Source organism: Plantactinospora alkalitolerans (assembly GCF_015690345.1).
GTDB lineage: Bacteria > Actinomycetota > Actinomycetes > Mycobacteriales > Micromonosporaceae > Plantactinospora > Plantactinospora alkalitolerans.
On the sequence record NZ_JADPUN010000142.1, the window covers coordinates 1 to 24913 of the forward strand.

Consider the following 24913-nt stretch of genomic DNA (forward strand, 5'->3'; position numbering starts at 1 on the left):
ATCCTTTACCGTTGACTCCGGCGAGGGTCGGAGCGCCGCCCGGGCGGGGCTCGGTGGCCGGTGAGGGGTCGCTGAGCGATCATCGCAATGAATTTTTTCCGGACGCGCCGCCGCTAACCGGGACTTTTCCGGCGGCCATCTCCGCGTTGACTCTTGCGGTGACCTGGCCACTAAGCATTAGTTTTCCATCGTGAACGAAACCCGGGGCGGCGCGGGCCGATAATGGCTGGATTGCGCAAGCCGGTCGTCGAGGTACGGCGCAGTCAGCGCCGGCGCCGGACGGTGTCCGCCTATCGGGACGGCGAGCGCGTCGTGGTCCTCATCCCCGACCAGTTCTCCCGGGCGGAGGAGAGCGAGTGGGTGGACCGGATGCTCGCCCGGCTCGCCGCCCGCGAGGAACGGCTCGGCCGGTCCGACGAGGAACTGCTGATCCGCTCCCGTCGACTGATCGACCGATATCTGCGTGAGCACGGTCGGGCCGCGCTGCCGGTCAGCGTCCGATGGGTGACGAACCAGAACGGTCGGTGGGGTTCGTGTACGCCGGCCGACCGGACCATCCGGATCTCGCACCGGATCCAGGAGATGCCGGACTGGGTGATCGACTACGTCCTGCTGCACGAGCTGGCCCACCTGGTCGTGCCGAGCCACAACGCGCGGTTCTGGGCCCTGGTCGGGCGCTACCCGAAGGCGGAGCGGGCCCGGGGCTACCTGGAAGGGGTAGCCGCGGCGGCCGGGATCGAACCGACCGACTGAAGCCACTTCGACGGGATCGAACGGACCAGCCGTAGCGCCGCCGGCCGGGATCGGATCCACCCGCCGGCCGAGTGCGGCGGGTCGGGCCGGCGACCGGGGCCGGGTGGTCGGCTAGGGTCGGCGGGTGGCCCGCCGTGTGATCGTGGTGATGCTCGGACCCGTCGTCTGGACGCCGCCGGGGACCGACCCGGCCCGGTGGCGCGCTGCGCTGGCCGAGGATGTGGTCGACCTGGTCGCCACCCTGAACGAGGTCGAACCCGCGATCGCCGCCACCCCCGCCGATCGCGGCCTGGCGGACGCGGTCGCCTGGCCCGGCATGCCGGTGTACGACCTGCCGGTCAACCGCACCGACGCCGCACTCGCCGCCGCGACCGCAGACGGGTACGACCAGGCCGCGGTCATCGTCGCCGACGCGCCCGACGTCCCCGGCCTGATCCTCGGCAAGCTCCTGCGCCCACTGACCAGCCGTACCGTCGCGATCGCCCCGGCGGCCGGACCGGGGCCGGGGCTGCTCGGCATCGCCGTCCGGCTACCGGCGCCGGACTGGCTGCCGGAGCTGGACCTGGACACCGCCGACGTCGGACTGGTGCGCGCCGCCGCGCCGCGACCGGCGGAGGTGGCGGTGACCCCGGGCTGGCGCCGGCTCCGGCAGCCGGCCGACCTCGCCACCCTCGACCCGGCGGTCGAGGGCTGGGACACCACCCGGGTACTGCTCGGCGGCTGAGCCGGCCGCTCGGGCTCCTGAGCAGCCGGCTACTCGGGCTTGCCGGGCTCGGAGTCGGGCTTGTCGGGCTCGGAGTCGGGCTTGCCGAAGTCGAAGTCGTCCAGATCGCCGAGGTCGAGCTGGGACCGGGCGAACGTCTCCGGATCGGCGAAGTCCTCTCCGGCCGGAAGCAGGTCCGGGTGCCCCCAGAGGGCGTCCCGCCCGGCGATGCCCCGATGTTCGGTGAGCGCCGCCCACAACGTCGCCGCCTCGCGCAGCCGGCGGGGCCGCAGCTCCAGTCCGACCAGCGCCGCGAACGTCTGCTCCGCGGGACCTCCGGCGGCCCGGCGACGCCGGAACGCCTCGCCGAGTCGGTTCACGTTGGGCAGCCGCTCGGCCGCGGCGCTGTCCACGACGTGGCACACCCAGCCCTCGACCAGGGCGAGCGTGGTCTCCAGCCGGGTCAGCGACGCCTTCTGCGCCGGGGTGTCCTCCGGAGTGAAGATGCCCTCCATCGCCATCGCCTGCATCGACTCCGGGTTCGTCGGGTCGATCCGGCCCATCGCCTCCTCGATCGCCTCCCGGTTCACCGTGATCCCGGCGGCGTACACCTCGACGGAGCTGAGCACGTGTCCGCGCAGCCACGACACGTGCTGGAAGAGCCGCTGGTGCGCGGCCTCCCGCAGCGCGACGTAGAGGCGTACCTCGTCCTCCGGGAGTTCGAGGCCCTCGCCGTACGCCCGGATGTTGGCCGGCAGCAGTGCGGCCGTACCGGCGGGGCCGAGCGGCAGGCCGATGTCGCCGGCCGAGAGGACCTCGGCAGCCAGCGAACCGAGTGCCTGGCCGAGCTGGCCACCGAACAGGGCGCCGCCGAGCGTGGTGAGCATGGACTGCATCGGACCGAGCTGCGCCCGGGCCTCCGGCGGCACCAGGTCGCCCATCGCGGCGACCATCCGGCCGGCGACCGGATCGCAGAGCTTCCGCCACACGTCGAGGGTCTTGTAGATCCACTCGTTGCGGTTCCAGGCGATCGAGGTACGGATCCCGGACGGATGCGCCGAGGTGGGATCCAGCCACAGGTCGGCCAGCCGGAGCGCCTCTTCCACGGAGTTGCGCTCGTACGGCGTCACCGCCGGATCACCGGCGGAGGAGAGCTGGCTGGCGGCGACCTGGCGGGCCAGGTCCCAGTTCACGGGACCGCTGCCCGGCGCGGCGAGCAGTTGCTGCAGTTGCGCCATGAACTGCTGCATCTGCTGCGGGTCGTTGGGGTCGGGCGGCTGGCCACCCGGCAGGGCGAAGCCGAACGGAATATCAGGCACGCGTCCACGGTACGCGCGCCGCGCCGCAGCATGCCCGCCCAGGTGTCACGCCGAGGGCGAACCTGGGGTTCAGGTGCCGGACCGGATGGGGTGGCTCGGTACGCTTCCGCGTATGAGACGTCGCGGTGTCACGGTTCTGCTCGGCGCGGTGATCACCGCCCTGCTCAGTATCGGTGTGCTCGCCGCACCCATTCCGTACGTCGTTCTCGGACCGGGACCGACGGTGGACACCCTCGGCCGGAAGAACGACAAAGAGGTGATCCAGGTGTCCGGCACCGGGACCTCGACGTCGGCGGGACAACTTCGGCTCACCACCGTCGGGGTGCAACCCGACGTCAAACTGTTGTCCGCGATCGCCGGCTGGTTCTCGTCGGACGAGGCGGTGGTGCCGTACGAGCTGATCTACCCGCCCGGTCAGAGCGAGAAGCAGATCGAGGAGCGCAACGCGGAGGACTTCGCCGCCTCGCAGACCAGCGCCGAGACCGCGGCGCTGCGCGAACTCGGCTACCCGGTGCAGGTGGTGGTCAAGAAGGTCACCCCGGGGGCCGCGTCGGACGGGATCCTGAAGGTCGGCGACGTCCTCACCTCGGTCGACAACAAGCCGGTGCCGTCCGCGACCACCCTCACCGATCTCATTCGGAGCCGGCCGGTGGGCTCGCCGCTGGCGGTCGGCTACACCCGGGACGGTACGCCGGCCACCGCGACCCTCGTCAGCGCGTCCACCGACGGCGGACCGCCCCGGATCGGTGTCGAGATCGAGCAGAACCAGCCGCACCCGTTCGAATTGAAGATCGACCTGAGCGACATCGGTGGCCCGAGCGCCGGACTGATGTTCGCGCTCGGCATCATCGACAAACTCAAGCCCGAGGACCTCACCGGCGGAAAGATCATCGCCGGCACCGGCACGATCAACGACGAGGGCACGGTCGGCCCGATCGGCGGGATCCCGCAGAAACTGGTCGGCGCGAAGCGGGCGGGCGCGAAGTACTTTCTCGTACCGGCCGACAACTGCGAGGAAGCGCTTCGTAACGCACAGTCGGGACTGCCGATGGCTCGGGTGGCGACTCTCGGCGAGGCGCTGTCCGCACTGGAGACGATCCGGGCCGGAGGCCAGCCGACGCGCTGCTGACCCGCTGTTTCCGGGTCGATCCACTCCGCGATCGGCCCGGCATCCGACCGGGAAGCGTGGTCGGCCGAACCGCCGTCGCGGGTTCGGCTGACCGGGGCCGATCACACTCAGGAATACCCCGTAGTCTGGGTGCCTGATCAGAGCCGGTCATTTCCGAACGTGCGGAGCCAACAGTGGTTATGCGTAGCAGCCCCCTACCAAGAATGAGTCGGCGCGGTCGCGTCACGGTGGGTGTACTCCTCGGGGTGTTTCTGCTTCTCACCCTGCTCGGTTGGGGCGTCCAGGCCTGGACCGACTGGCTCTGGTTCGAAGAGGTCGACTACACCAAGGTCTTCTCCGGTGTGCTGGTCACCCGGATCATGCTCTTCGTCGTGGTGGGGCTGGCGATGGCCCTGCTGGTCGGCGGGAACATGTGGCTGGCCTACCGGCTGCGCCCGGTGCTGCGGCCGAACTCGCCGGAGCAGGTGACGCTGGAACGCTACCGATCGGTGCTGGCACCGCGGATCGGGACCTGGCTCGCCGCGGTCGGCGTGGTCGTCGGACTCTTCGCCGGTCTCTCCGCGCAGACCCGGTGGGGCCAGTGGATGCTGTTCCGCAACGCGCAGGACTTCGGGGTGAAGGATCCGGAGTTCAAGATCGACATTGGCTTCTACGTATTCCAGTTCCCGTTCCTGCGGTACCTGCTCGGCATCGGCTTCACCGCCGTGGTGCTGGCCGTGGTCGGCGCGCTGGCCATGCACTACATTTTCGGCGGCGTACGGCTCCAGGGCGTCGGCGACCGGATGACAAGCGCCGCCCGCGCCCACCTGACGTCGCTCGTCGCGGTGTTCGTCCTGCTCAAGGCGATCGCGTACGTCCTCGACCGCCGGGCCATGCTGCTGGAGTTCAACGAGGGCGTCAACCTCTACGGCGCCGGCTACGCCGACATCAACGCGTTGCTGCCGGCCAAGGAGATCCTGGCGTACATCTCGATCGTGGTCGCCGTCGCGATCATCGTCTTCTCCAACGCCGTGATGCGGAACCTGGTCTGGCCCGGGATCTCGCTGGCCCTGCTCGGCATCTCGGCCGTGGCGATCGGCGGCATCTACCCGTGGGCGGTGCAGACCTTCGAGGTCAAGCCGAGCGTCAAGGACAAGGAAGCCGCGTACATCGAGCGCAGCATCACGGCCACCCGGGACGCCTTCGGGATCGCCGGCACCATGATGGCGCCGTACAGCGCGGCCAACCTCAAGCCGCCGGCGACGCTGGCCACCGACACCTCGGTGGTGCCGAACATCCGGCTGCTGGACCCGCAACTGGTCTCCGAGACGTACACCCAGCTCCAGCAGGTGCGGGGCTTCTACGACTTCGGCCCGAAGCTGGACATCGACCGGTACCAGATCAACGGCGAGACCCAGGACTACGTCGTCGGGATGCGCGAGATCAACTATCTGGAGCTGACCGCGCAGCAGAGCAACTGGATCAACCGCCACACGGTCTTCACCCACGGGTACGGCCTGGTCGGTGCGCCCGCCAACCAGGTGGTCTGCGGTGGCCAGCCGTACTTCGTCTCCGGCTTCCTCGGCGAGAAGGCCGAGGAGGCGTGCTCCTCGGCGAGTGAGGCCCTTCCGGCCACCCAGCCGCGGATCTACTACGGCGAGCAGATGGACGGCAGCGACTACGCGATCGTCGGCCAGAGCGGCTCGGGCAACCCCGTCGAGTTCGACCGGCCGACCGGAAAGGACGGCGGCGAGCAGTACTACACCTACACCGGCTCCGGTGGGGTGGAGATCGGCTCGTTCGGTCGTCGGCTGCTCTACGCGATCAAGGAGCAGGAGCCGAACTTCGTCCTCTCCGGCGCGGTCAACGACTCCTCCAAGCTGCTGTACGTGCGTAACCCCCGGGAGCGGGTGGAGAAGGTGGCGCCGTTCCTGACCCTGGACGGCGACCCGTACCCGGCGGTGGTCGGCGGCCGGATCCAGTGGATCGTCGACGGCTACACCACGGCGGCCACCTACCCGTACGCGGAGCAGGTGAACCTCCAGCAGGAGACCGCCGACGAGCTGACCGGGCTGGGCACCTTCGAACTCGCCCGGGAGGACGTCAACTACATCCGGAACTCGGTGAAGGCCACCGTCGACGCGTACGACGGCACGGTGAAGCTCTACGAGTTCGACGAGACCGACCCGGTGCTGAAGGCCTGGAACAAGGCGTTCGGCGGCGACCTGGTGACCCCGAAGGCGGAGATCCCGGCCGACCTGGCGGCGCACTTCCGCTACCCGGCCGACCTGTTCAAGGTGCAGCGCAACCTGCTGTCCCGGTTCCACGTCACCGACTCGTCGGAGTTCTTCTCGGGGCAGGACTTCTGGGAGGTGCCGAACGTCCCCGACGCCCCGGACAGCAACGAGAAGCAGCCGCCCTACTATCTCTTCACCCAGCTTCCGGGGCAGAAGGAACCGCGGTTCCAGCTGACGTCGGCGGTCACCCCGGCCGGCCGGCAGAACCTGGCGGCACTGATCAGTGGGTCGTACCTGAACGGCCAGCCCCGGTTGGAGGTGCTGGAACTGCCCGACCAGACGGCCGTCTCCGGACCCGTTCAGGTGCACCAGAAGATGACCAACAACGCGAACATCCGGCAGGAACTGAACCTGTTGACCTCCAACCAGGCCCAGGTGCAGTACGGCAACCTGCTCTCGCTGCCCTTCGGCGACGGCATGCTCTACGTCGAGCCGGTGTACGTGAAGAGCAACCAGACGAACGCGTATCCACTGCTGCAACGGGTGCTGATCTCGTACGGCGACGGCGGTCAGTACGTCGTACTCGCCAACAGCCTGGAGGACGGCATCAAGCAGCTCGTCGAGCAGGGCAAGAAGGCCGGTGCGGAGACGCCGGCGAACCCGCCACCGCCGTCGAACGAGAATCCGGGCGCCACTCCGAGCCCGACACCACCGTCGGACACCCCTCCGTCGTTGACTCCGGCCCTGGCCGCCGCCGCGGCCAAGGTGCAGACCGCGATCGGTGAGGTCAAGGCCGCGCAGGCGTCGGGCGACTTCGAGCGGTACGGCCGGGCGTTGAAGGCGCTGGACGAGGCGATGACGGAGTTCCAGACGGCCCAGAAGGGCGGAGGCGGGGCGGCACCGAATCCGGCACCCGCGGGGTCACCGCCGGCCAGCGGCGGTACGCCGAGCCCGCCGGCCCAGTCGCCGGGCGGCTGAGCTGCTGATTCGTGAGCTCACCCGGCGGCGGCGAGATGGTCGCCGCCGGGTAACTCACCCCCGTTTTGATGGGGCCGGGCGGTGTGCGCTAGTGTTAACGAGCCGACGCGGGGTGGAGCAGCTCGGTAGCTCGCTGGGCTCATAACCCAGAGGTCGCAGGTTCAAATCCTGTCCCCGCTACAAACAGGAACACCAGATCAGAACCCGGTCCCGATGGGGCCGGGTTCTTGGTTTTCCTCCGGTCGTCGGCATCGGCCGCGTACTCTGATCAATCGGTGGAGGATGCCGAAGGCCATGGCCGGTTCGGTGTCCGGCCTGGCGCGACGATCTTGAAGTTGGACTTCTGTCGCAGTTGGGCTATGGTTCATCAGGCGACGCGGGGTGGAGCAGCTCGGTAGCTCGCTGGGCTCATAACCCAGAGGTCGCAGGTTCAAATCCTGTCCCCGCTACCACAGTGAACGGCCCGTCAGAGATCATCTGGCGGGCCGTTTCGCATGTCCCCTCAGAGCGGAACCTGGCGTTTCCGCGAATTACCTGGCGGAGGGAGTGGGCGACTCCGCACCGTGAACCTCGTCGGTCGGTTCGGTTTCCCGGCTGACCGACTCGGCCGGTCCGGATGGCCGCGTCCTCGGAGTGAGCAGCGAGGCCACCGCCCCGACCAGCGCCATCGCGATGGCGAGCCAGAACACGATCGTCAGCCCGTCGTGGAAGGGCATCGAGATCAGGTTGGGGAAGAACTCCCGGCCGATCAGCGCGTGCGCGCTCGCGGCCGGCAGCGCGTCCAGGATCTCCGGGCCGAGTAGCTGCTGGATCGGGTTGTAGCCGAGGAAGGCGGCGAAGAGCGTACCGACCGGTGGCAGCCCGGCGATGGAGTGCGCGGCCGAGTCCGGTACGCCCTGCGCGGTCAGCCCCGATTCCAAGGTCTGCGGAAGCGACCTGGCCAGCCCGGCGACCATCAGGGAGAAGAAGACGCCGATCGAGAGCACCATGCCGGCGTTCTGGAATGTCGCCCGCATCCCGGACGCCGCTCCGCGCAGCCTGGCCGGAACGCTGGACATGATCATCGCGGTGTTCGGTGCGGCGAAGAGGCCACCGCCGAGACCGTTGAGGAAGACCAGCGCGGCGAAGACCCAGTAGTTGAAGTCGCTCGGGATGAGCAGCAGGCCGGCGAAGGACACCGCCATCACCAGCAGCCCACCGGCGGCGAAGAGTCGCGCGCCGAACCGGTCGGAGAGCGCCCCGGCGAGCGGGCCGGCGGCGAGGAAGCCGATGGTGAGCGGAAGCAGGTAGATGCCGGCCCAGAGTGGGGTCTGTTCGTAGTTGTAGCCGTGCAGCGGCAGCCAGATGCCCTGCAACCAGATGATCAGCATGAACTGGAGTCCGCCCCGGGCGATCGAGCCGAGCAGGCTGGCCGCGTTGCCACCGGCGAAGGCGGCGATCCGGAACAGGTGTAGCGGGAACATCGGTTCCGCCACCCGGCTCTCGATCACACAGAACAGCGCGAGTACGGCGCCCCCGCCGAACAGCCCGGTCAGCACCCACGGGTTCGTCCAGCCCATCGTGTGCCCGCCGTACGGCTGGATCCCGTACGTGATGCCGGCGAGCAGCGCGGTCAGCCCGACGGCGAAGGTGAGGTTGCCCCACCAGTCGATCCGCGCCTCGACCCGTACCCGGTTCTCCCGCAGCGAGCGGTACGCCCACACGGTGCCGACGAGGCCGATCGGCACGTTGACCCAGAAGATGGAGCGCCAGTTCCATTCGGCGAGCAGCCCGCCGAGCACCAGGCCGAGGAACGAGCCCGCGATGCCGGCGACGATGTTGATGCCGAGCGCGGTGCCGCGCTGCCTGGCGGGAAAGACGTCGGTGATGATCGCCGCCGAGTTCGCCATCAGCATCGACCCGCCGACGGCCTGGAGTACCCGCCAGCCGATCAACCAGATCGCCCCGCCGCCACCGTCGAACGGGTCCAGCGAGAGTACGACCGACGTGACCGTGAACAGCGCGAAGCCGGCGTTGTAGATGCGTACCCGGCCGTACATGTCGCCGAGTCGACCGAGCGTCACCACCAGCACCGCGGTGACCAGCATGTATCCCATCAGCATCCAGAGCAGGTAGCTGACGTTGCCCGGCTCCAGCGGGTTCAGATGGACCCCGTTGAAGATCGCGGGCAGGGAGATCAGCACGATCGACGAGTTGATCGTGGCGAGCAGCATGCCCAGGGTGGTGTTCGACAGGGCGATCCACTTGTAGCGCGGATGGTCGGCGCCGGTCATTCCGGTCGGCTCCCTACTTCGGTCGAGGTCGAGGTCGAGGTCGGTGCCGACGCCGAGTCGGCGAGTCGATCCAGCACCCGTAGGGACAGCTCGATCGCGGCCCGTTCCTCGGCGGAGACTCCGTCGAGCAGGTGGGACAGCTTCGTGGCGCGGGCACGGCGACGGCGGAGTACGAGTTCGCGTCCCGCCTCGGTGATCGCGACCGTGACCACCCGCCGATCGCCCTGGTCGCCGCGCCGCTCGGCCAGCCCGTCCCGCTCCAGCCGGGTCACCAGTTGGGTCATCCCGGGCTGGGTCACGCCTTCGGCGACGGCCAGATCGGAGATCCGTTGCGGACCGAACTCCTCCAGCCGGTACAGCGTCGACGCCGCCGTGAGGCTCAGCCCGTCCGGCGTGGTGAGCCGGCGGAGCAGCCGCAGCAGGCGGTCGAAGCTGGTCACGGTGCGCAGCAGGTCCGCCTCGGCCGCGTCCGGCCCGTCCACCGGAGTTCGGGTCCTCATCGCGCCATTTTTACATCAGCGGCTTATAGAAGTAACTTATGATTCGGCCCACAGCCAGGTCAGAGCTTCGAACGGGCCGCGCTGCCTCCGGCCCGCCCGACGCTGGTCCGGTGGTACCGGTTTCGCACCGGTCGGCCCGCCGAACCGGGTTTCGTCCCAAACCCGGCCCGGTTACCGGCAGGACTTGCCTACAGCCCCGAGGATGGGGTTATGGAGATTCTCAGGAACTGGTGGGTCCGCCTGGGCGCAGTGCTCACGACGGCGGCTTTGACAGTGTTCGTACCAGCGGCGGCCTGGGCTTCGACCGGGCCCGGCGAGATGGTGGTGGAGGCGGCCCGGCGCCGCGGCCGGAGCAGCTTCGGTGCCTGGGGGCTGATCTGTTGCCTGGTCGTGGTCGGGCTGATCGTGCTCGCGCTCGTCGTCATCATGCGGAACCGCAGGTCGGGCAAGCGGGACTGACGGAACTCCAACGACCGACGCCGGGCCGGCGTCCCCCGACAGGGGGGCGGCGGCCCGGCGTGGGCACCCGGCTAGTACTAGCTCGTCAGCGCCGCGTTGGCCTGGCTGATGAAGGCCGCCGCCGCCTCCTTGGAGGTCGCCTGCCCGAACTGGACGCTCTCCGCCGCCTGGATCAGCAGCGCCTTGATGCTGGCGTGACCCTTCGGCGGCGGGACCGGGGCCGCGCCGAACCGCTCGGTCATGGTGGTCTCGAAGGCGACCGACAACTTCATGCTCTCGTCGGTCAGCGACTGCTCCACCGACTTCCGGACGTCCAGGTTGGCGCTCAGGCCCCGCTCGGTGCCGAGGATGCTGCCGGCCGTGGCGTCGTTGACCAGGAAGTCGATGACGTGGACCACGGTCTCCGGATGACGGGTGCCGCGGAAGCCGGCCCAGTAGAGCGACGCCCGGGCCCACTGGGCCTTGGGGTCGCCGGGATAGCTGACCAGACCTAGCTTGTCCTTGGTCAGCTTCTGCAACTCGGAGAGCTGGTTCGACCAGACGAACGAGGTCGCCGCCTTGCCACTGGCGACAAGCTGTTTGGTGACGTCGCCGGTGTTGGCGGGCTGGATCACCTCGGCCTTCGGCGCCGCCTTGCTCGCCCGCGCCCCCCGCCACAGATCGAACCACCGGGTCAGGTCACCTTCGGTGAACCCCACCTGCCGACCCCGGTACAGCTCCTTGTTCTGGGACCGCAGCCACAACCACAGTGCCTTGTAGTCGGCCGACGGGTCCATCGTGCCGGCGACCTTTCCGCCGCTGCGCTCGGTGACCTCTTCGGCCCACTCCAGATAGTCGGCGTAGGACATCCCGATGTGCGGCTCGGGCAGGTCGAGCCGGGCCAGCAGGCTCTTGTTGTAGATCAGGCCGGGAGTGTTCTCGGCCGCGGCCGCGGCGACGGTACGCCCGGTCACCTGGCTGGACTGGGCGAGACCGCTCGACAACTTGCGCAGGTCGAGCAGGTCGGACCGGACGTAGTCGGTCAGATCCAGCAGGATCTCGCGCTGCGCGTACTCGGTCAGGTAGTTGTCGTCGATCTGGAACAGGTCGGGAGCGTTGCCCGCGGCGGCCTCGGTCGACAACCGGTCGAAGTAACCGGCGTTGCCCTGCCAGGTGAACTTGAAGGTGACATCCGGATACCGCTCGGTGTAGATCTCCAGCGCCTGCTTGGTCAGCTCCGCCCGCCGCTCACCACCCCACCAGAAGACGGAGAGTTCGATCCGACTGTCCTTTGGAGCCTCGGCCTGCGCGGTGCAGCCACTCAGCACGGTCACCAGGACCAGCAGGGCCGCACCCAGTCGTCGGTTGATCCGACCTGTCCGAGACCCGCGGGCCGGGTGGGGGAGGGGAAGAGGCACGACAGCTCCTGACGACACCGGTCATCTGCGACGGGCAACCGGATCATTTACACAGCCAGCCTCGCCGGGTGTCAACGTCCGTCCGGCCGGGATCGCCCGCCCGGGTGCCCGGAACCGGTTCCGGGACCGCCCGCCCCGGAGCCCGGACCCCGGGGCGGAGCAGAGGTCGGGCCGAGCCGGAGCCGGTCGGGCGGCGTGATGTACTTGGGCCCGTGGAACTGCTGCATTCAGGCAAGGTCAGGGACGTGTACGCCGACGGCGACGACCTGATCCTGGTCGCCTCGGACCGGGTGTCGGTCTACGACGTGGCGCTGCCGACCCCGATCCCGGACAAGGGCAAACTGCTCACCGCGTTGTCGCTGTGGTGGTTCGAACAACTGGCCGACCTGGTGCCACACCACGTGATCTCGGCCAGCGACGTACCGGCCGAGTTCGCCGGACGGGCGATCCGGGTCCGTCGGTTGGAGATGATCCCGGTCGAGTGCATCGCCCGGGGGTACCTGACCGGTTCCGGCATCAAGGAGTACGAGAAGACCGGCTCGGTCTGCGGCGTACCACTGCCACCCGGGCTGACGGAGGCGTCGATCCTGCCCCAGCCGATCTTCACTCCGACCACCAAGGCACCCCAGGGCGAACACGACGAGGCGATCACCTTCGCCGACGTGGTCGCCACGGTCGGGTCCGAGACCGCCGAGCAGCTCCGCGAGATCACCCTCGACGTCTACCGGCGCGGTGCCGAGCTGGCCGCCGACCGGGGCATCCTGATCGCCGACACCAAGCTGGAACTGGGCTGGGCCAAGGACGGCACGATGGTCCTCGGCGACGAGGTGCTCACCTCCGACTCGTCGCGCTTCTGGCCGGCCGACTCGTACCAGCCCGGACGGGACCAGATGTCGCTGAGCAAGCAGTTCGTCCGGGACTGGGCGGTCGGCACAGGCTGGGACAAGACCGGGCCGGCCCCCGAGATGCCGCCGGAGATCGTCGACGCGACCCGGGCCCGCTACGTCGAGGTCTACGAACGGCTCACCGGCCGCCGCTGGTAGCAGCCGGAACGCCCGAGCCCAGGTCGTGCGCGGAGAGGAAACCGGCCACCGCCGCGGACCACGGATACCGTTCGGCCTGTCGCCGGGCCGCCGTCCGCCGTCGGTCGGCAGGGCGGTTCGCCAGCTCCAGGACGGCGTCGGCGTACGCCGGGCCCTCACCGGGCGCGGCCATCCCCGCCCCGCCGAGCACCTCCGGCAGCGCGCTCTCCGCGCTCGCCACCACCGGCGTACCGCTGGCCAGCGCCTCCAGCGCCGCCAGGCCGAACGTCTCCACGGGGCCGGGCGCGAGCACCACGTCCGCGCTGGCGAGCAGGCCCGCGAGCCGGTCGCGGTCGCCGACGTACCGGAGGAACCGGACCGGAAGGCCGTCCCGGGCCGCCACGGCCTCCAGCCCGACCCGGCGCGGTCCGTCGCCGACCACCACCAGGACGGCGGGTACGCCCCGGGCGCGCAGCGCGGCCAGCGCGGCCAGGGACCGCTCGGGGCGCTTCTCCGGCGACAGCCGACCGCAGTGCAGCAGCAGCAGTTCGTCCTGCCGGGCGTGCTCCGCGCGCAGCCGGAGGTCGTACCGGTCCGGACGGAAGTGTTCGAGATCGACGCCGAGTGGTACCTGAACCACGTTCCGGGCACCGATCCGGTGGAACTCCGCCGCCGCCCAGGAGGTGGTGCAGAGAACCCGGTCGTGCGTCCCGGCGGTCCCGGCGTTGAGCCGGTCGGCCAGCCTGCGGTGGCCACCGGGAAGCAGCCGGAGCAGCCCGTCGAGACTCTCGTGCGAGACCATCACGGTGCGGACGCCGTACCGCCGGGCCCAGGCACCGGTCCAGCGCAGGGTCGTCCGGTCGGAGATCTCCAGCCGGTCCGGGCGTAACCCCCGGAGCAGCCGGGCCAGCCGGCGCCGGTCGAGGATCACCCGGTAGCCACCCATCCCGGGAACGGCCGGGCTGGCCACCGTGACGACCCGGCCCTGTCCGGTCTCCTCGTCCGCGTCGCGGCGGCCGGGCACCACCAGCACGGACTCGTGCCCGGCCGCCGCGTAGCCGGTGCCGAGCTCCCGCAGGGCGGTACGCAGCCCGCCGGAGCTCTCGGTGACGAAGTTCGCCAGTCGGACGATCCTCACGCCGCGTCCTCGCTTCGCCTGCTCGTCCAGCCGGCGGCCTGCCGTGGCCGGAACAGCCGGCCGGGGCGGGGGAGACCGGTGGTCCGGGCGTCGGCGAGCACCGCCGTGTAGTGCCCGATCAGCTCGTCGCCGATCGCCGTCCAGGTCCGCCCGGCGACGGCGGCCCGACCCGCCCGGCCGTACGCCGTCCGGCGGTCGGGGTCGGCGGCGAGCCCGGCGATCACGTCGGTGAACGCGGCGGCGTCGTCGGGTGGCACCAGTTGACCCGTGCGGCCGGGCTCGACCAGGTCGAGGGGACCGCCGGCAGCGGGTGCCACCACGGGCAGCCCGCTGGCCATCGCCTCCTGCACGGTCTGGCCGAACGTCTCGTACGGGCCGGTGTGGGCGAACACGTCGAGGCTGGCGTAGATCCGGGCCAGTTGCCGGCCGTGCCGCGGACCGAGGAACAGCGCGTCGGGCAGGCAGCGCCGCAACGGTACGGCCGCCGGCCCGTCCCCGACCACCACCACCCGTACCCCGGACAGCCTGCTGGCCCCGGCGAGCAGGTCGACCCGCTTCTCCACCGCCAACCGGCCCACGTAGCCGACCAGAACCTCGCCGTCCGGGGCGAGTGCCCGGCGCAGCGCCGCACTGCGATGATCGGGATGGAACCGGGCGCTGTCGACGCCGCGCTGCCACAACCACACCCGCTCGATGCCGTGCTCGTGCAGCGCGGTCGCGGTCGCGGTGGACGGAGCCAGGGTCCGGGCCGCCGAGTTGTGTACCCAGCGCAGCCAGCGCCAGGCCGTCGCCTCGGTCATCCTGACCCGGTACGCGCGGGCGTACGCCGCGATGTCGGTCTGGTAGACGGCGACCGACGGCAGGCCCATCGACCGGGCCGCCGCCACACCCCGGGCACCGAGCACGAACGGGCTGGCCAGATGCACCACGTCGGTGCCGTGGGCACGCAGCGCCGCCGCCAGTTCCCGACCGGGCAGGCCGATCCGGAGCTGTGGATAGCCGGGCATCGGCACCGACGGCAACCGGACCACCGGGTACGGCAGAGCCGCGGTGCCGTCCCGCGCTCCGGACGACGGCTGCGGGGCGATCACCATCGGCCGGTGACCGCGCCGTACCAGGTGCTCGGCCACCCGGACGACCGAATGGGCCACCCCGTTGACGTCCGGCGGGAACGATTCCGTGACGATCGCGATCCGCATGGGCCCACGGTCGCGGAGGACCCCGCCGGGCAGGCCACGACATCGTGACGGGCCGGCGAACTGTCAACGACGAAGCGAGTCGAGCAGGGTCAACGGCGGAGCGAGTCGAGCAGGGTCAACGGCGGAGCGAGTCGAGCAGGAAGGTGCGGCGTTCGTCGGCGGTGAACGGGCGGCTGGTCCGAGCGCCGGCGGCGGCGAGGAGCCGGTCGACCGGGCCGCAGACGTCGCAGGTCCAGATCCGTACCGAGCCGTCGGAGTGCACGGTGGCGATCCGCTCCCCGTCCGGGGCGAAGCCGAATCCCAGCGGTCCCGGGCCGAGCGTACGCAGGGTGACCGGCTCGGTGGCACCGTCGACGGCCCACAGTTGGATCCCGGTGAGTTCCTCGCCACCGAGGATCGCCAGGTGCCGTCCGGCGGGCGTGTACGCGAGCCGGGTGGTGGCGGTTCCCTGACCGGCCGAGCCGAGCACGACCGTCGCGGCTCCACCGTCGGCAGGCCAGATCCGGATGGTGCCGTCCCGGCCGAGTCCGGCGACGGAGTTGCCGTCCGGGCTGAACGACACCGAACTCACCGGCTCGGTTCCACCGGACAGTGTCGCGACGGTGTTCCCGCCGACGGTCCGGACCCGTACGGTGCCGTCCTCGGCGCCGGTCGCCAGCCGAGCGCCGTCGGGACTGAAGGCCGCACCGGAGCCCGTCGGGGCCAACTCCACCGGGACAGGTCGGGCGCCGTCGACCTGCTCCCAGAGCCGGATGCCGTCGCTGCCGCTGGTCAACAGCCGGCGGCCGTCGGGACCGAACGTGAGCCGGCTCGCCGGACCGGCCTCGAACGAGGCGAGCCGTCGACCGCCGGGCCAGTCCCAGACCCGTACGGTTCCGGCCGAGTCGAGGCTGGCCAGCCGGGTCCCGTCCGGGGCGAAGGCGACGTCCATCGTCATCCCCGCGTGGCCGGAGAGCACGACGGGCGCGGCGGTGCTGCCTTGGTCGACAGGTGCGACGATGCTGCCTTGGTCGACAGGTGCGGCGGCGCTGCTCCGGTCGGCGGGGCCATCGGCCGGTACGGGCCAGATCCGGACCGTACCGTCGTAGATGCCGGCGCTGGCCAGGTGCCGTCCGTCCGGGCTGAACCGGGCGGCGTGCACGAGACCGTCGTGCGGGTGGGTGATCACCGGGTGGTAGCCGCCACCGACGTCCCAGGACCGGACGGTGCCGTCCGCACCGACGCTGACCAGGTGACCGTCCGGCGCCAGCGTGATCGCGCACACCGCGCCGGCATGGCCGCGCAGCGGAAGCGGCTCGGTGGTCCCGGTGGTGTCCCAGAACGCGATCACGCCATAGCTGTTCTTGGTGACCAGCCGTCGTCCGTCCGGGCTGAACACCGCCGGAAGTACGCCCCGGAGCCGGCCGAGCACCAGCGGCCGTCCTCCGCCGACGTTCCAGAGCCGCAGGGTGCTGCCCTCCGCGACGACGTTGTCCACCCCGGCCACCCGCCGGCCGTCCGGGCTGAACAGCAGCCCGTCGGCGCTGCCGGTGGACTCGGGCAGCTCGACCGGGGGCCGGGCCGGATCGGTGACGTCCCAGACCCGGGCCGGGGCGGCCAGCGTGGCCGCCGCCAACCGACGCCCGTTCGGCGACCAGGCCAGCGAGTACGTCCCACCACGCCCGCCGTGCGGCAGGACCCGGGCCCGGGGTGCCCCGTCGAGCGTCCAGATCCGGATCACCCCGTCCCCGTCCCCGGTGGCCAGGTGGCGACCGTCCGGGCTGAACCGCACGTCCAGGACCGGCCCGCGATGGCCGGGCAGCAGGATCGGTGCCCTGGTCGGGTCGGCGCTGTCCCAGAGCCGTACCTCCGGATGGTGGTGTCCGCTGGCCACCCACCGGCCGTCCCCGCTGATCGCCAGCGCGTGCATGTCCCTGCCCGGATCCGGCAGCGGTACCGGCGGCCGGGTGGGGGTGGTGGCGTCCCACCGCCAGACCGCGCCCTCCGGATGGGCGGCGACGACGTACCGGCCGTCGGGGGTCAACGCCGCGTTCTTCAACCGGGTGTCGAAGACCTGCCGGGCCGCCACGCCGCGCCAGTTCAGGGTCGCCTGCCGGAACACCGTCTCGGTCTCGGCGTCGGGGCGTACCTCGAACGCCCGCCGGGCCAGCAGGAACGCCAACTGCGGATCCCGGGGCATCTGGGCCCGCGCGGCCGCCACCAGTTGGCGGCGCACCGCCAGGTCCCGCTGGCCACGTGCCTGTCCGGCCTGGACGACCGCCACCGACGCCAGGACGGTCACCACCGCGACCACCACGGCCAGGGCCGCGCCGAGCAGCCGTCGACGACGTCGGCGTACGGCCGTCCGCTGGTCGTCGGCGTGCCGGCTGGCGTCGAGGAACTCCCGCTCCGGACCCGTCAATCCGGCCGGGTGTGCGTCCGCCCAGTCCTGGGCCCGGGACAGCGCCAACCCCCGGTACAGCCCGCCGGGGTCGTGACGCAGCGACCGCCACACCGCCGCCGCCTGGGTCAACTGCCGGTGCACCCGTACGCCGTCCAGGTCCTCCTCCAGCCAGCGGCGCAGTCGGGGCCACGCGTCGAGCAGGGCCTCGTGGGCCAGCCGGACCGAGCGGTCGTCCAGGGTGACCAGCCGGGCCTCGGCCAGCCGTTCCAGCACCCCCGCGGTCAGCGCGTCCGTCTCGTCCAACTCGGTCCGGTCCACCCGGCGGGCGGTCGGCAACTCGGTCCGGTCCACCCGGTGCGGGACACCCGGCCCGTCCTCGCCGATGCCGATCTCCACCATCCGGAGCAGTACGTGCCGGGCCGCCCGCCGCCGGTCGGGATCGAACTCCTGCCAGATCCGCTCGGCGGTCTGCGCGACCGCTCCGTCCACGCCGCCGGCCGCCCGGTAGCCGGCCAGCGTCACCGCGTTGCCCCGGCGCCGTCGCCACGCTTCGAGCAGCACGTGCGAGGCGAACGGAAGTGCCCCGGCCCGGTCGGCCACCTGCGCGACGATGGTGGAGACCAGGACGCCCTCGACCATCGCCCCGGCCCGTTCGGCCGGCCGGACCACGGCGTCCCGGACCTGTGCGGCGGTCATCGGACCGACCAGCACCTGGGCGTCGGTCAACGCCGCCACCAGCTCCGGCAGTTCGACGCAGTGGCCGTAGAAGTCGGCCCGGACCCCGAGCACCACCCGCAGCCGGCTGTCGGGCGCGGTCGTCGCGGCCAGCAGCGCCGTGACGAACCCGGCCCGCGCCGACGGGTCACGACAGAGCGTGAAGATCTCCTCGAACTGGTCCACCACCAGCCACAGGTCCGCCTCGGCGGCGGCGTGTCCGGCCAGCAGTTGGCGTACGGCGAGGTGCAGCCGGGTCGGGTCGGTGTCGAGGTCGGCCCGGAGTGCTCCGGCCGGAACCCGGAGCAGTCGGGCGAGGTGCACCGCCAACTCGCCGACCGGGTCGGGGCCCGGGGTGAGTACCAGCACCGGAGGCTGTTCCGGACGGGCCGTGACCGAGGGGACCAGTCCGGCCCGCAGCACCGAGGACTTGCCGCTGCCGGAGGCACCGAACAGTGCCACGAACCGGCTGCCCGCCAGTCTCCGCCGCAGGTCGTCGACGACGTCCTCGCGGCCGAAGAACCAGTCGGCCCGCTCTGGCCCGTACGCCAGCAGCCCCTGGTACGGCGCGTCGTCGTCCCGGCCGAGGGTGCCGGCGTTGCCGTCGCCGGGCAACTCCTCCCGGGCGATCCGCCGCCAGTGCTCCGCCCACTCGGTCGCGTCCCCGCCGCACGCGGCCACGTACGCCAGGGTGACCGCCAGGGTCGGCAGTCGCCGGCCACCGGCGGCCTCGGACAGCGTCGTCGCGGAGAAGTGGGCTCGCCGGGCCAGCTCCCGGTACCCCGGATGACCGGCCTTCTCCCGGAGCAGCCGCAGTCCGGCGGCGAACTCGATCACCGCCGGAGTCCCCGGCCCCAACTCGCCCTCTGGTCGCGGCACCGCACACCATCCGTAGGTCGATTCGTCCGGAGTTGATTGTCCGGGTCGCGGCCCCGAAGCCGGACAACGAGTCGGCGACTAGACATCTGGTCAGCGGGGTGCGACAGGCGCCCCACCAGCCAGATCACGAGGTGGTCATCATGTTGTCCCACTACGTTCCCGCGTCGATCCGCAAGCTTCTCGTCTCCTCGCCGAACGGCCCGCTCGCGGGGACGGCGCGGCGGAGCACCGGTCGGCCGGCCCGTCGGGTGGGGACGGTGGCGGTCCTGCTCGGACTGACCGCCGCCCTGCTCGCCGGAACCGCGTCACCGGCCAGCGCCGCGCTCATCACCGTCCGGGACGGCTTCGAGGGCACCCAGGCGGCGAACTGGAGCTTCAGCCACGTCGGGAACGGCACCGGCGGCCTCAGTTCGCTCCAGACCCACACCGGAGTCCGCGACGGATTCATCTCCATGCGCAGCGCCGGGTTCTCGTCGGTCGGCCGGCGGGTCCAGTTGCCGGCGACGACCAGTTGCACGGCCGGGATCTGGGTCAACCCCGTCCTGGCCACCCAGCAGATCAACTTCGAGATCATCGAGCCGAACAGTTTCAGGTACGTCGCGCTGAGGACGGTGGTGCTGAGCGGCAGCGCTCCGTACACCTTCGTCTCCACCCAGTGGAACCACGGCCCGACGAACGTCCTGGTCCGGGTCTCGCTGATCGGGAACAGCAACGGTACGCAGTTGGGCACCTGGGTCGACGACCTCGGCATCCTCTGCCAGACGTGACTCGGCGCAGGCCAGCACGCGGGTGCCGTCCCCCTTTCCGGGGGGCGGCACCCGCCACGTCGTGCGAGAAGGCTGCGGCTCGGACTCCCGCAGACTCAGACGACCACTGCCATGAACCGCATCTCAGCGAAGGGAACACGGTCCGTGGAGACACCGTCACGGCGTTCGGATGACATTGGTCGCGGGCCTGGCGTCGCCGCCCCGGTCCGGGAGCGTGACGTCCGAAAACCGCCAGGATTCGAGGTCGCGCGGTTGTTGAATCGAGGAGAGACACCAACCCGAGGAGCTGGCTTCGATGATGACGTACACGACGATGGAGAGTCCGCTCGGCGTCCTGCTGCTTGCTGGCTGCGAGCCGGCCGCAGGAGGTGCACAGGCGGCGCTCGCGACGGTCTCCTTCGCGGATGCCGTCGACCCGGCCGAGCGACCCGACTGGCGTTCCGATCCGTCGGCCTTCACCGACGTCAGCCGGCAACTGACCGAGTACTTCGACGGCGGGCGTCGCGAGTTCGACCTCGTCCACACCGCCCGGGGTACCGCGTTCCAGCAACGCGTCTGGGCGGCGCTCGACACGATTCCGTACGGGACCACGGTCAGCTACGGCGACCTGGCGGCACGGCTCGGCGTACCCCGGGACCGGATCCGGGCGGTCGGCGCCGCGATCGGGGCCAATCCGCTGCTGATCGTGCGCCCCTGTCACCGGGTCATCGGCGCGAGCGGCGCGCTGACCGGCTATGCCGGTGGGGTGGACCGCAAACGGGAGTTGCTGACCCTGGAGGGCGCGCTGCAACCACAGCTCGTCTGACGACCGCGCGCACAACGAGAGAAGACAATCATGATTTCGAGTACGTCGACACCGGTCGACCCACGGAACCGGTTGGCGACCGTCGACTGGGACGAGATCACCGCGCAGCTTGACGGGGTCGGCTGCGCGGTGACCCCGCAGCTCCTGCGCCCGGACGAGTGCGCCGGTATCGCCGGCCTCTACGACGAGGTGGAGCGGTTCCGGTCCACGGTCGACATGGCCCGCTTCCGGTTCGGCTCCGGCCAGTACCGCTACTTCGACCGGCCCTACCCGGACCTGGTCGCCGAACTGCGGGCGGCGTTCTATCCGAGGCTGCTGCCGATCGCCCGCGACTGGGCCGCCCGGCTCGGTCAACCGGCCCCGTGGCCGGACAGCCTCGACGAGTGGCTGGACATGTGTCATGCCGCCGGGCAGCGCCGGTCCACCCCGATCCTGCTGCGCTACCGCGCCGGAGACTGGAACGCCCTGCACCGCGACCTGTACGGGGACCTGGTGTTTCCGATGCAGGTGGTGATCGGCCTGGACCGGCCGGGCCTGGACTACACCGGCGGCGAGTTCCTGCTCGTCGAGCAGCGTCCCCGGGCCCAGTCCCGGGGCACGGTGACGATGCTGCCGCAGGGCCACGGACTGGTCTTCACCACCCGTGACCGGCCCGTACGGTCGTCGCGGGGCTGGTCGGCGTCACCGGTACGCCACGGCGTGTCCACCGTCCGGTCGGGGTTGCGGCACACCCTCGGTCTGGTCCTGCACGACGCGGCGTGATCCCCTGGGCGCGAGTGGACCTCGGATCAGTCCTCGTCCTCGACCCAGCCGAGGCTGCGGTCGACGGCCTTGCGCCAGTTGCGCAGCTCCCGGTCCCGGTGTGCGGGATCCATCGCCGGCTGCCACTGGGCGTCCTGGCGCCACTGCGCCCGCAGCGTCTCCAGGTCCGGCCAGAAGCCGACCGCCAGGCCGGCCGCGTAGGCGGCGCCGAGGCAGGTGGTCTCGCTGATCTGGGGGCGTACCACCGGCACGTCCAGCACGTCGGCGAGAAACTGCATCAGCAGTCCGTTCGCGGCCATCCCGCCGTCCACCCGGAGCCGGCGCAGCGTCACGTCCTCCTCGGCGTTCATCGCGTCGACCACCTCCCGGGTCTGCCAGGCGCTGGCCTCCAGCACGGCCCGGGCCAGGTGTCCCTTGTTGACGTACCCGGTGAGGCCGGCGATGACCCCACGCGCGTCGCTGCGCCAGTGCGGTGCGAAGAGCCCGGAGAACGCCGGTACGACGTAGCAGCCGCCGTTGTCCTCGACGGTACGGGCCAGCTCCTCCACCTCCGGCGCGCTGGAGATCAGGCCGAGGTTGTCCCGTAGCCACTGGACCAGTGACCCGGTGACCGCGATCGCCCCCTCCAGGGCGTACGTCGCCGGCCGGTCACCGATCCGGTAGCCGACGGTGGTCAGCAGTCCGTGGCTCGACGACACCGGACTCTCCCCGGTGTTGAGCAGCAGGAAGCTGCCGGTGCCGTAGGTGCACTTGGCCTCGCCGGGACGGAAGCAGGTCTGGCCGAACAGCGCGGCCTGCTGGTCGCCGAGCGCGCTGGCCACCGGTACTCCGTCCAGCACACCGCCGGCCGTGCCGTAGACCTCGGCCGACGAGCGGATCTCCGGCAGCATCGCGGCCGGGATGCCCAGCGCGTCGAGGAGTTCCGGATCCCAGTCGAGGGTGTGCAGGTTCATCAGCAGGGTCCGGCTGGCGTTGGTCACGTCGGTGACGTGCCGTCCGGTCAACTTCCAGATCAGCCAGCTGTCCATCGTGCCGAACAGGACCTCGCCGCGCTCGGCGCGGTCCCGTAGACCGTCCACGTTCTCCAGCAGCCAGCGCAGTTTCGGTCCGGCGAAGTAGGTGGCCAGCGGCAGTCCGGTCCGCTCCCGGAAGCGCCGCTCGCCGTACTCCGACTCGAGGCGGCGCAGCAGCGGGCCGGTCCGGGTGTCCTGCCAGACGATGGCGTGGTGCACAGGGCGACCGGTGGCCCGGTCCCACACCACCGTGGTCTCCCGCTGGTTGGTGATGCCGACCGCGACCAACCCGTCGGCGCCGATCGACGCACTGGCCAGCGCCTCCCGGACGACCTGCTCGACGGCGGCCCAGATCTCCTCGGCGTCGTGCTCCACCCACCCGGGCTGCGGATAGATCTGCCGGTGTTCCCGTTGGGCGACCGAGACGATCTGTCCGGCGGCGTCGAAGACGATGCACCGGGAGGAGGTGGTGCCCTGATCGATCGCGGCGACGTACTGATCGGCCATTCGCAGCACCGTACCCGGCGTCGTGGCCCGCGTCACCCGACGAGCGGGTCGGGCTCCGGTCCGCCGAGGCTGGCGCTGATCTGTACCGTCGTGCCCTCGGGGCCGCTTCGGACCAGCATCTCGTCGCTGAGCTCGCGGGCCAGCCACAGCCCCCAGCCGCCGGCGACCTCCGGCGCGGGGCGCCGCCGGTCGCCGAGCCGGTCGGAGTCGATGCCGGCGCCGGTGTCGGAGACCCGGCAGTACAGGGTGCCGTCGGTACGCCACAGGCGCAGCCAGCCCTGTCCGCCGCCGTGCCGGACGGCGTTGGTGATCAGTTCGTTGACGGCCAGCACGAAGTCGTCCAGGCGGGTGCCGGTGAGCCCGGCCGCCTGGGCGTGGGAGGCGACGGTGTGTCGGATCGCGGTGACCTGGCCATGATCGAAACCCTCGGCGAGCAGCGGAGCCGACCCATTGGGCACAACAGTGGCCGCTGGGAGGGGATCTACGTCGCTCATGGCCCGTCCCGCCCGCTGGTTGTCGAGTCCTTTCGTGGCTTTCCCACCCTACGTCAGGGTATGTAGCGGCGCATCAGAGCCACCCTCGGGAGACGGACGGTGGATCGGCCGGTGGCGTGGGTCGTCCGGAAAGCGAAAGCTGTGGGATGGTCGGTGCGTGGCGCAGTGGTCGGACGACGGGCGGGGCGGGCGCCGCCGTGATCCGCCCGGCAGCCTGCAGGCGCCGCTGTGGCGGGCCATCGCCGTCTACCGGTTCGCCGCCCTGACGTACGTCACGGTGCTGGCCGTCCGGAACCTGAGCGACTACGCGTTCCCGGTGGCCGGCGGCGTGGTGCTGTTGGCGATGACCAGCTGGACCGTGTACAGCGGATATGCGTACGCCGATCCGTCCTGGCGCCGCTGGCCGCTGCTGCTGGCCGACCTGGCGGTGACGCTCGCGGTGATCCTGGCCGCTCCCCGGGTGGTCGGTCCGAAGATGCTGGACGCCGGGGTGCCGCCGCTCAGCGTCGCCTGGCTGGCCGGCCCGGTGCTGGCCTGGGCGGTCTCCGGCGGGCGGCGGCGTGGCGTGGTGGCGGCGCTGATTCTCGGCGCCGCGGACCTGGCCGCGCGGGAGAGGGTGGGCCAGTCCTCGCTGACGGGTGCGGCGCTGATGCTGCTCGCCGGTATCGCGGTCGGGCACGTGGTCCGGTTGGCGGTGATCGCCGAGGAGCGGTTGCAGCAGGCCGTCGAGTTGGAGGCCGCCACCCGGGAACGGGAGCGGTTGGCCCGGGGCATCCACGACTCGGTTCTCCAGGTGCTTGCCCTGGTGCAGCGTCGGGGCGCCCATCTCGACGGCGAGGCCGGTGAGCTGGCCCGGCTGGCCGGCGAGCAGGAGGCCGCGCTGCGTTCGCTGATCGCTACCGCGGCACCCGTCGAACTGGACCGGAAGGAGATCGACCTGCGGTCGCTGCTCGGCGGGTACGCGTCGCCGGTGGTGTCGATCGCCGCACCGGCGACGCCGGTGGTGTTGCCCGCAGGGGTCGCCGGGGAGGTCGCCGCGGCGGTGGGTGCGGCGCTGGACAACGTGGCGAGGCACGGCGGTGGGCGTGGCTGGGTCCTGGTGGAGGACGATGTCGCGGAGGTGACCGTCTCGGTCCGGGACGACGGGCCGGGCATCCCGCCGGGCCGGCTCGGCGAGGCCGTCGGCCAGGGCAGGCTGGGCGTGGTCCAGTCGATCAAGGGACGGATCTCCGAGCTGGGCGGCACGGTACGGATCAGTTCGATGCCGGGGGAGGGCACCGAAGTGGAACTGCGGGTGCCACGCAGCCGTGTCACGCCAGACGGCACCGCCGCCCCGGTCGACTGAGGATCGTCCAGGCGTCCAGGCGTCCAGGCGTCCAGGCGTCCAGGCGTCCAGGCGTCCAGGCGTCCAGGCGTCCAGGCGTCTGGGACGCCTGGACGTGGTGACGGACCGCCGATCATTCCGGACCGTGGTGACGGACCGCCGACTGTTCCGGGGCGGAC

19 protein-coding genes and 2 tRNA genes are annotated in these 24913 nt (G+C 71.2%); 12 read left to right on the forward strand and 9 right to left on the reverse strand.

Annotation, left to right across the window (positions count from 1 at the left end; translation table 11 throughout):
- The first annotated feature begins 222 nt into the window (after positions 1–222).
- Positions 223–753, forward strand: coding sequence for a M48 metallopeptidase family protein (locus tag I0C86_RS13490; RefSeq protein ID WP_196201588.1), 531 nt, complete (start codon positions 223–225; stop codon positions 751–753).
- A gap of 124 nt (positions 754–877) precedes the next feature.
- A complete protein-coding gene (locus I0C86_RS13495) occupies positions 878–1477 on the forward strand; it encodes a hypothetical protein (RefSeq protein ID WP_196201589.1) in 600 nt (199 codons plus the stop codon).
- A 29-nt stretch (positions 1478–1506) separates the two neighbouring features.
- Here the strand turns inward: I0C86_RS13495 and I0C86_RS13500 are convergent, their stop codons facing one another.
- Complete coding sequence (locus tag I0C86_RS13500; protein ID WP_196201617.1) at positions 1507–2706, reverse strand: zinc-dependent metalloprotease; 1200 nt, start codon at positions 2704–2706, stop codon at positions 1507–1509.
- Positions 2707–2887: 181 nt separating this feature from the next.
- On the opposite strand from I0C86_RS13500, the gene I0C86_RS13505 reads away from it, so the two are divergent.
- The 4 genes from I0C86_RS13505 (at position 2888) to I0C86_RS13520 (ending at position 7550) form a co-directional block, all read left to right on the forward strand.
- A complete protein-coding gene (locus tag I0C86_RS13505) occupies positions 2888–3904 on the forward strand; it encodes a YlbL family protein (RefSeq protein ID WP_196201590.1) in 1017 nt (338 codons plus the stop codon).
- Between the two features lie 179 nt (positions 3905–4083).
- Positions 4084–7098: a UPF0182 family membrane protein gene (locus I0C86_RS13510; RefSeq protein ID WP_196201591.1), complete on the forward strand. Its 3015-nt coding sequence runs from the start codon at positions 4084–4086 to the stop codon at positions 7096–7098.
- A 106-nt stretch (positions 7099–7204) separates the two neighbouring features.
- A tRNA-Met gene (locus tag I0C86_RS13515) sits at positions 7205–7278 on the forward strand.
- 195 nt (positions 7279–7473) lie between these two features.
- A tRNA-Met gene (locus I0C86_RS13520) sits at positions 7474–7550 on the forward strand.
- 78 nt (positions 7551–7628) lie between these two features.
- On the opposite strand, the gene I0C86_RS13525 is transcribed toward I0C86_RS13520, so the two are convergent.
- Together I0C86_RS13525 and I0C86_RS13530 are read right to left on the reverse strand one after the other, a co-directional pair.
- Positions 7629–9371, reverse strand: coding sequence for an MFS transporter (locus I0C86_RS13525; protein ID WP_196201592.1), 1743 nt, complete (start codon positions 9369–9371; stop codon positions 7629–7631).
- Positions 9368–9871: a MarR family winged helix-turn-helix transcriptional regulator gene (locus I0C86_RS13530; RefSeq protein WP_196201593.1), complete on the reverse strand. Its 504-nt coding sequence runs from the start codon at positions 9869–9871 to the stop codon at positions 9368–9370. The genes I0C86_RS13525 and I0C86_RS13530 overlap by 4 nt, the downstream gene beginning before the upstream one ends.
- 210 nt (positions 9872–10081) lie before the next feature.
- Here I0C86_RS13530 and I0C86_RS13535 point away from each other — a divergent pair, with 210 nt between their 5' ends.
- A complete protein-coding gene (locus tag I0C86_RS13535; RefSeq protein ID WP_196201594.1) occupies positions 10082–10330 on the forward strand; it encodes a hypothetical protein in 249 nt (82 codons plus the stop codon).
- Positions 10331–10407: 77 nt separating this feature from the next.
- Here I0C86_RS13535 and I0C86_RS13540 read toward each other — a convergent pair whose 3' ends face one another.
- Positions 10408–11643 (reverse strand): ABC transporter substrate-binding protein, encoded by a 1236-nt coding sequence (locus tag I0C86_RS13540; protein ID WP_323373622.1) that lies wholly within the window; start codon positions 11641–11643, stop codon positions 10408–10410.
- Between the two features lie 296 nt (positions 11644–11939).
- Here I0C86_RS13540 and I0C86_RS13545 point away from each other — a divergent pair, with 296 nt between their 5' ends.
- Complete coding sequence (locus I0C86_RS13545) at positions 11940–12770, forward strand: phosphoribosylaminoimidazolesuccinocarboxamide synthase (protein WP_196201596.1); 831 nt, start codon at positions 11940–11942, stop codon at positions 12768–12770.
- Here the strand turns inward: I0C86_RS13545 and I0C86_RS13550 are convergent.
- From I0C86_RS13550 to I0C86_RS45020, 3 genes are all read right to left on the reverse strand, one after another.
- The gene (locus tag I0C86_RS13550) at positions 12751–13887 is read right to left on the reverse strand and encodes a glycosyltransferase (RefSeq protein WP_323373623.1); all 1137 of its coding nucleotides are present in this window, start codon (positions 13885–13887) and stop codon (positions 12751–12753) included. The genes I0C86_RS13545 and I0C86_RS13550 overlap by 20 nt on opposite strands.
- Positions 13884–15086 carry a glycosyltransferase family 4 protein gene (locus I0C86_RS13555; RefSeq protein ID WP_196201597.1) on the reverse strand — a complete coding sequence of 401 codons (1203 nt, stop codon included), beginning with the start codon at positions 15084–15086 and terminating at the stop codon, positions 13884–13886. Before I0C86_RS13555 ends, I0C86_RS13550 begins: the two co-directional genes overlap by 4 nt.
- Positions 15087–15201: 115 nt before the next feature.
- On the reverse strand, positions 15202–19062 hold the full coding sequence (locus I0C86_RS45020) for an nSTAND1 domain-containing NTPase (protein ID WP_196201598.1): 3861 nt from the start codon (positions 19060–19062) through the stop codon (positions 15202–15204).
- 140 nt (positions 19063–19202) lie between these two features.
- On the opposite strand from I0C86_RS45020, the gene I0C86_RS13565 reads away from it, so the two are divergent.
- From I0C86_RS13565 to I0C86_RS13575, 3 genes are all read left to right on the forward strand, one after another.
- Entirely contained in the window at positions 19203–19829 is a 627-nt protein-coding gene (locus tag I0C86_RS13565; RefSeq protein WP_196201599.1) for a hypothetical protein, read from the forward strand.
- A gap of 295 nt (positions 19830–20124) precedes the next feature.
- Positions 20125–20634, forward strand: a complete 510-nt coding sequence (locus I0C86_RS13570) for a methylated-DNA--[protein]-cysteine S-methyltransferase (protein WP_196201600.1) — start codon at positions 20125–20127, stop codon at positions 20632–20634.
- 30 nt (positions 20635–20664) lie between these two features.
- Positions 20665–21396: a 2OG-Fe(II) oxygenase gene (locus I0C86_RS13575; RefSeq protein WP_196201601.1), complete on the forward strand. Its 732-nt coding sequence runs from the start codon at positions 20665–20667 to the stop codon at positions 21394–21396.
- A 26-nt stretch (positions 21397–21422) separates the two neighbouring features.
- On the opposite strand, the gene glpK is transcribed toward I0C86_RS13575, so the two are convergent.
- On the reverse strand, positions 21423–22916 hold the full coding sequence (gene glpK, locus I0C86_RS13580; protein ID WP_196201602.1) for a glycerol kinase GlpK: 1494 nt from the start codon (positions 22914–22916) through the stop codon (positions 21423–21425).
- 32 nt (positions 22917–22948) lie between these two features.
- The gene (locus tag I0C86_RS13585; protein WP_196201603.1) at positions 22949–23410 is read right to left on the reverse strand and encodes an ATP-binding protein; all 462 of its coding nucleotides are present in this window, start codon (positions 23408–23410) and stop codon (positions 22949–22951) included.
- A 157-nt stretch (positions 23411–23567) separates the two neighbouring features.
- Here I0C86_RS13585 and macS point away from each other — a divergent pair, with 157 nt between their 5' ends.
- On the forward strand, positions 23568–24755 hold the full coding sequence (macS, locus tag I0C86_RS13590) for a MacS family sensor histidine kinase (protein WP_323373624.1): 1188 nt from the start codon (positions 23568–23570) through the stop codon (positions 24753–24755).
- Positions 24756–24913 lie beyond the last annotated feature (158 nt).

Bases quoted from the DNA above. Each gene is read 5' to 3' on its own strand.
- I0C86_RS13490 (WP_196201588.1), top strand. From the start codon at position 223: ATGGCTGGATTGCGCAAGCCGGTCGTCGAGGTACGGCGCAGTCAGCGC.
- I0C86_RS13500 (WP_196201617.1), bottom strand. From the start codon at position 2,706: ATGCAGCAGTTCATGGCGCAACTGCAGCAACTGCTCGCCGCGCCGGGC.
- I0C86_RS13505 (WP_196201590.1), top strand. From the start codon at position 2,888: ATGAGACGTCGCGGTGTCACGGTTCTGCTCGGCGCGGTGATCACCGCC.
- I0C86_RS13510 (WP_196201591.1), top strand. From the start codon at position 4,084: ATGCGTAGCAGCCCCCTACCAAGAATGAGTCGGCGCGGTCGCGTCACG.
- I0C86_RS13525 (WP_196201592.1), bottom strand. From the start codon at position 9,371: ATGACCGGCGCCGACCATCCGCGCTACAAGTGGATCGCCCTGTCGAAC.
- I0C86_RS13530 (WP_196201593.1), bottom strand. From the start codon at position 9,871: ATGAGGACCCGAACTCCGGTGGACGGGCCGGACGCGGCCGAGGCGGAC.
- I0C86_RS13535 (WP_196201594.1), top strand. From the start codon at position 10,082: ATGGAGATTCTCAGGAACTGGTGGGTCCGCCTGGGCGCAGTGCTCACG.
- I0C86_RS13555 (WP_196201597.1), bottom strand. From the start codon at position 15,086: ATGCGGATCGCGATCGTCACGGAATCGTTCCCGCCGGACGTCAACGGG.
- I0C86_RS13565 (WP_196201599.1), top strand. From the start codon at position 19,203: ATGTTGTCCCACTACGTTCCCGCGTCGATCCGCAAGCTTCTCGTCTCC.
- I0C86_RS13570 (WP_196201600.1), top strand. From the start codon at position 20,125: ATGATGACGTACACGACGATGGAGAGTCCGCTCGGCGTCCTGCTGCTT.
- I0C86_RS13575 (WP_196201601.1), top strand. From the start codon at position 20,665: ATGATTTCGAGTACGTCGACACCGGTCGACCCACGGAACCGGTTGGCG.
- glpK (WP_196201602.1), bottom strand. From the start codon at position 22,916: ATGGCCGATCAGTACGTCGCCGCGATCGATCAGGGCACCACCTCCTCC.
- I0C86_RS13585 (WP_196201603.1), bottom strand. From the start codon at position 23,410: ATGAGCGACGTAGATCCCCTCCCAGCGGCCACTGTTGTGCCCAATGGG.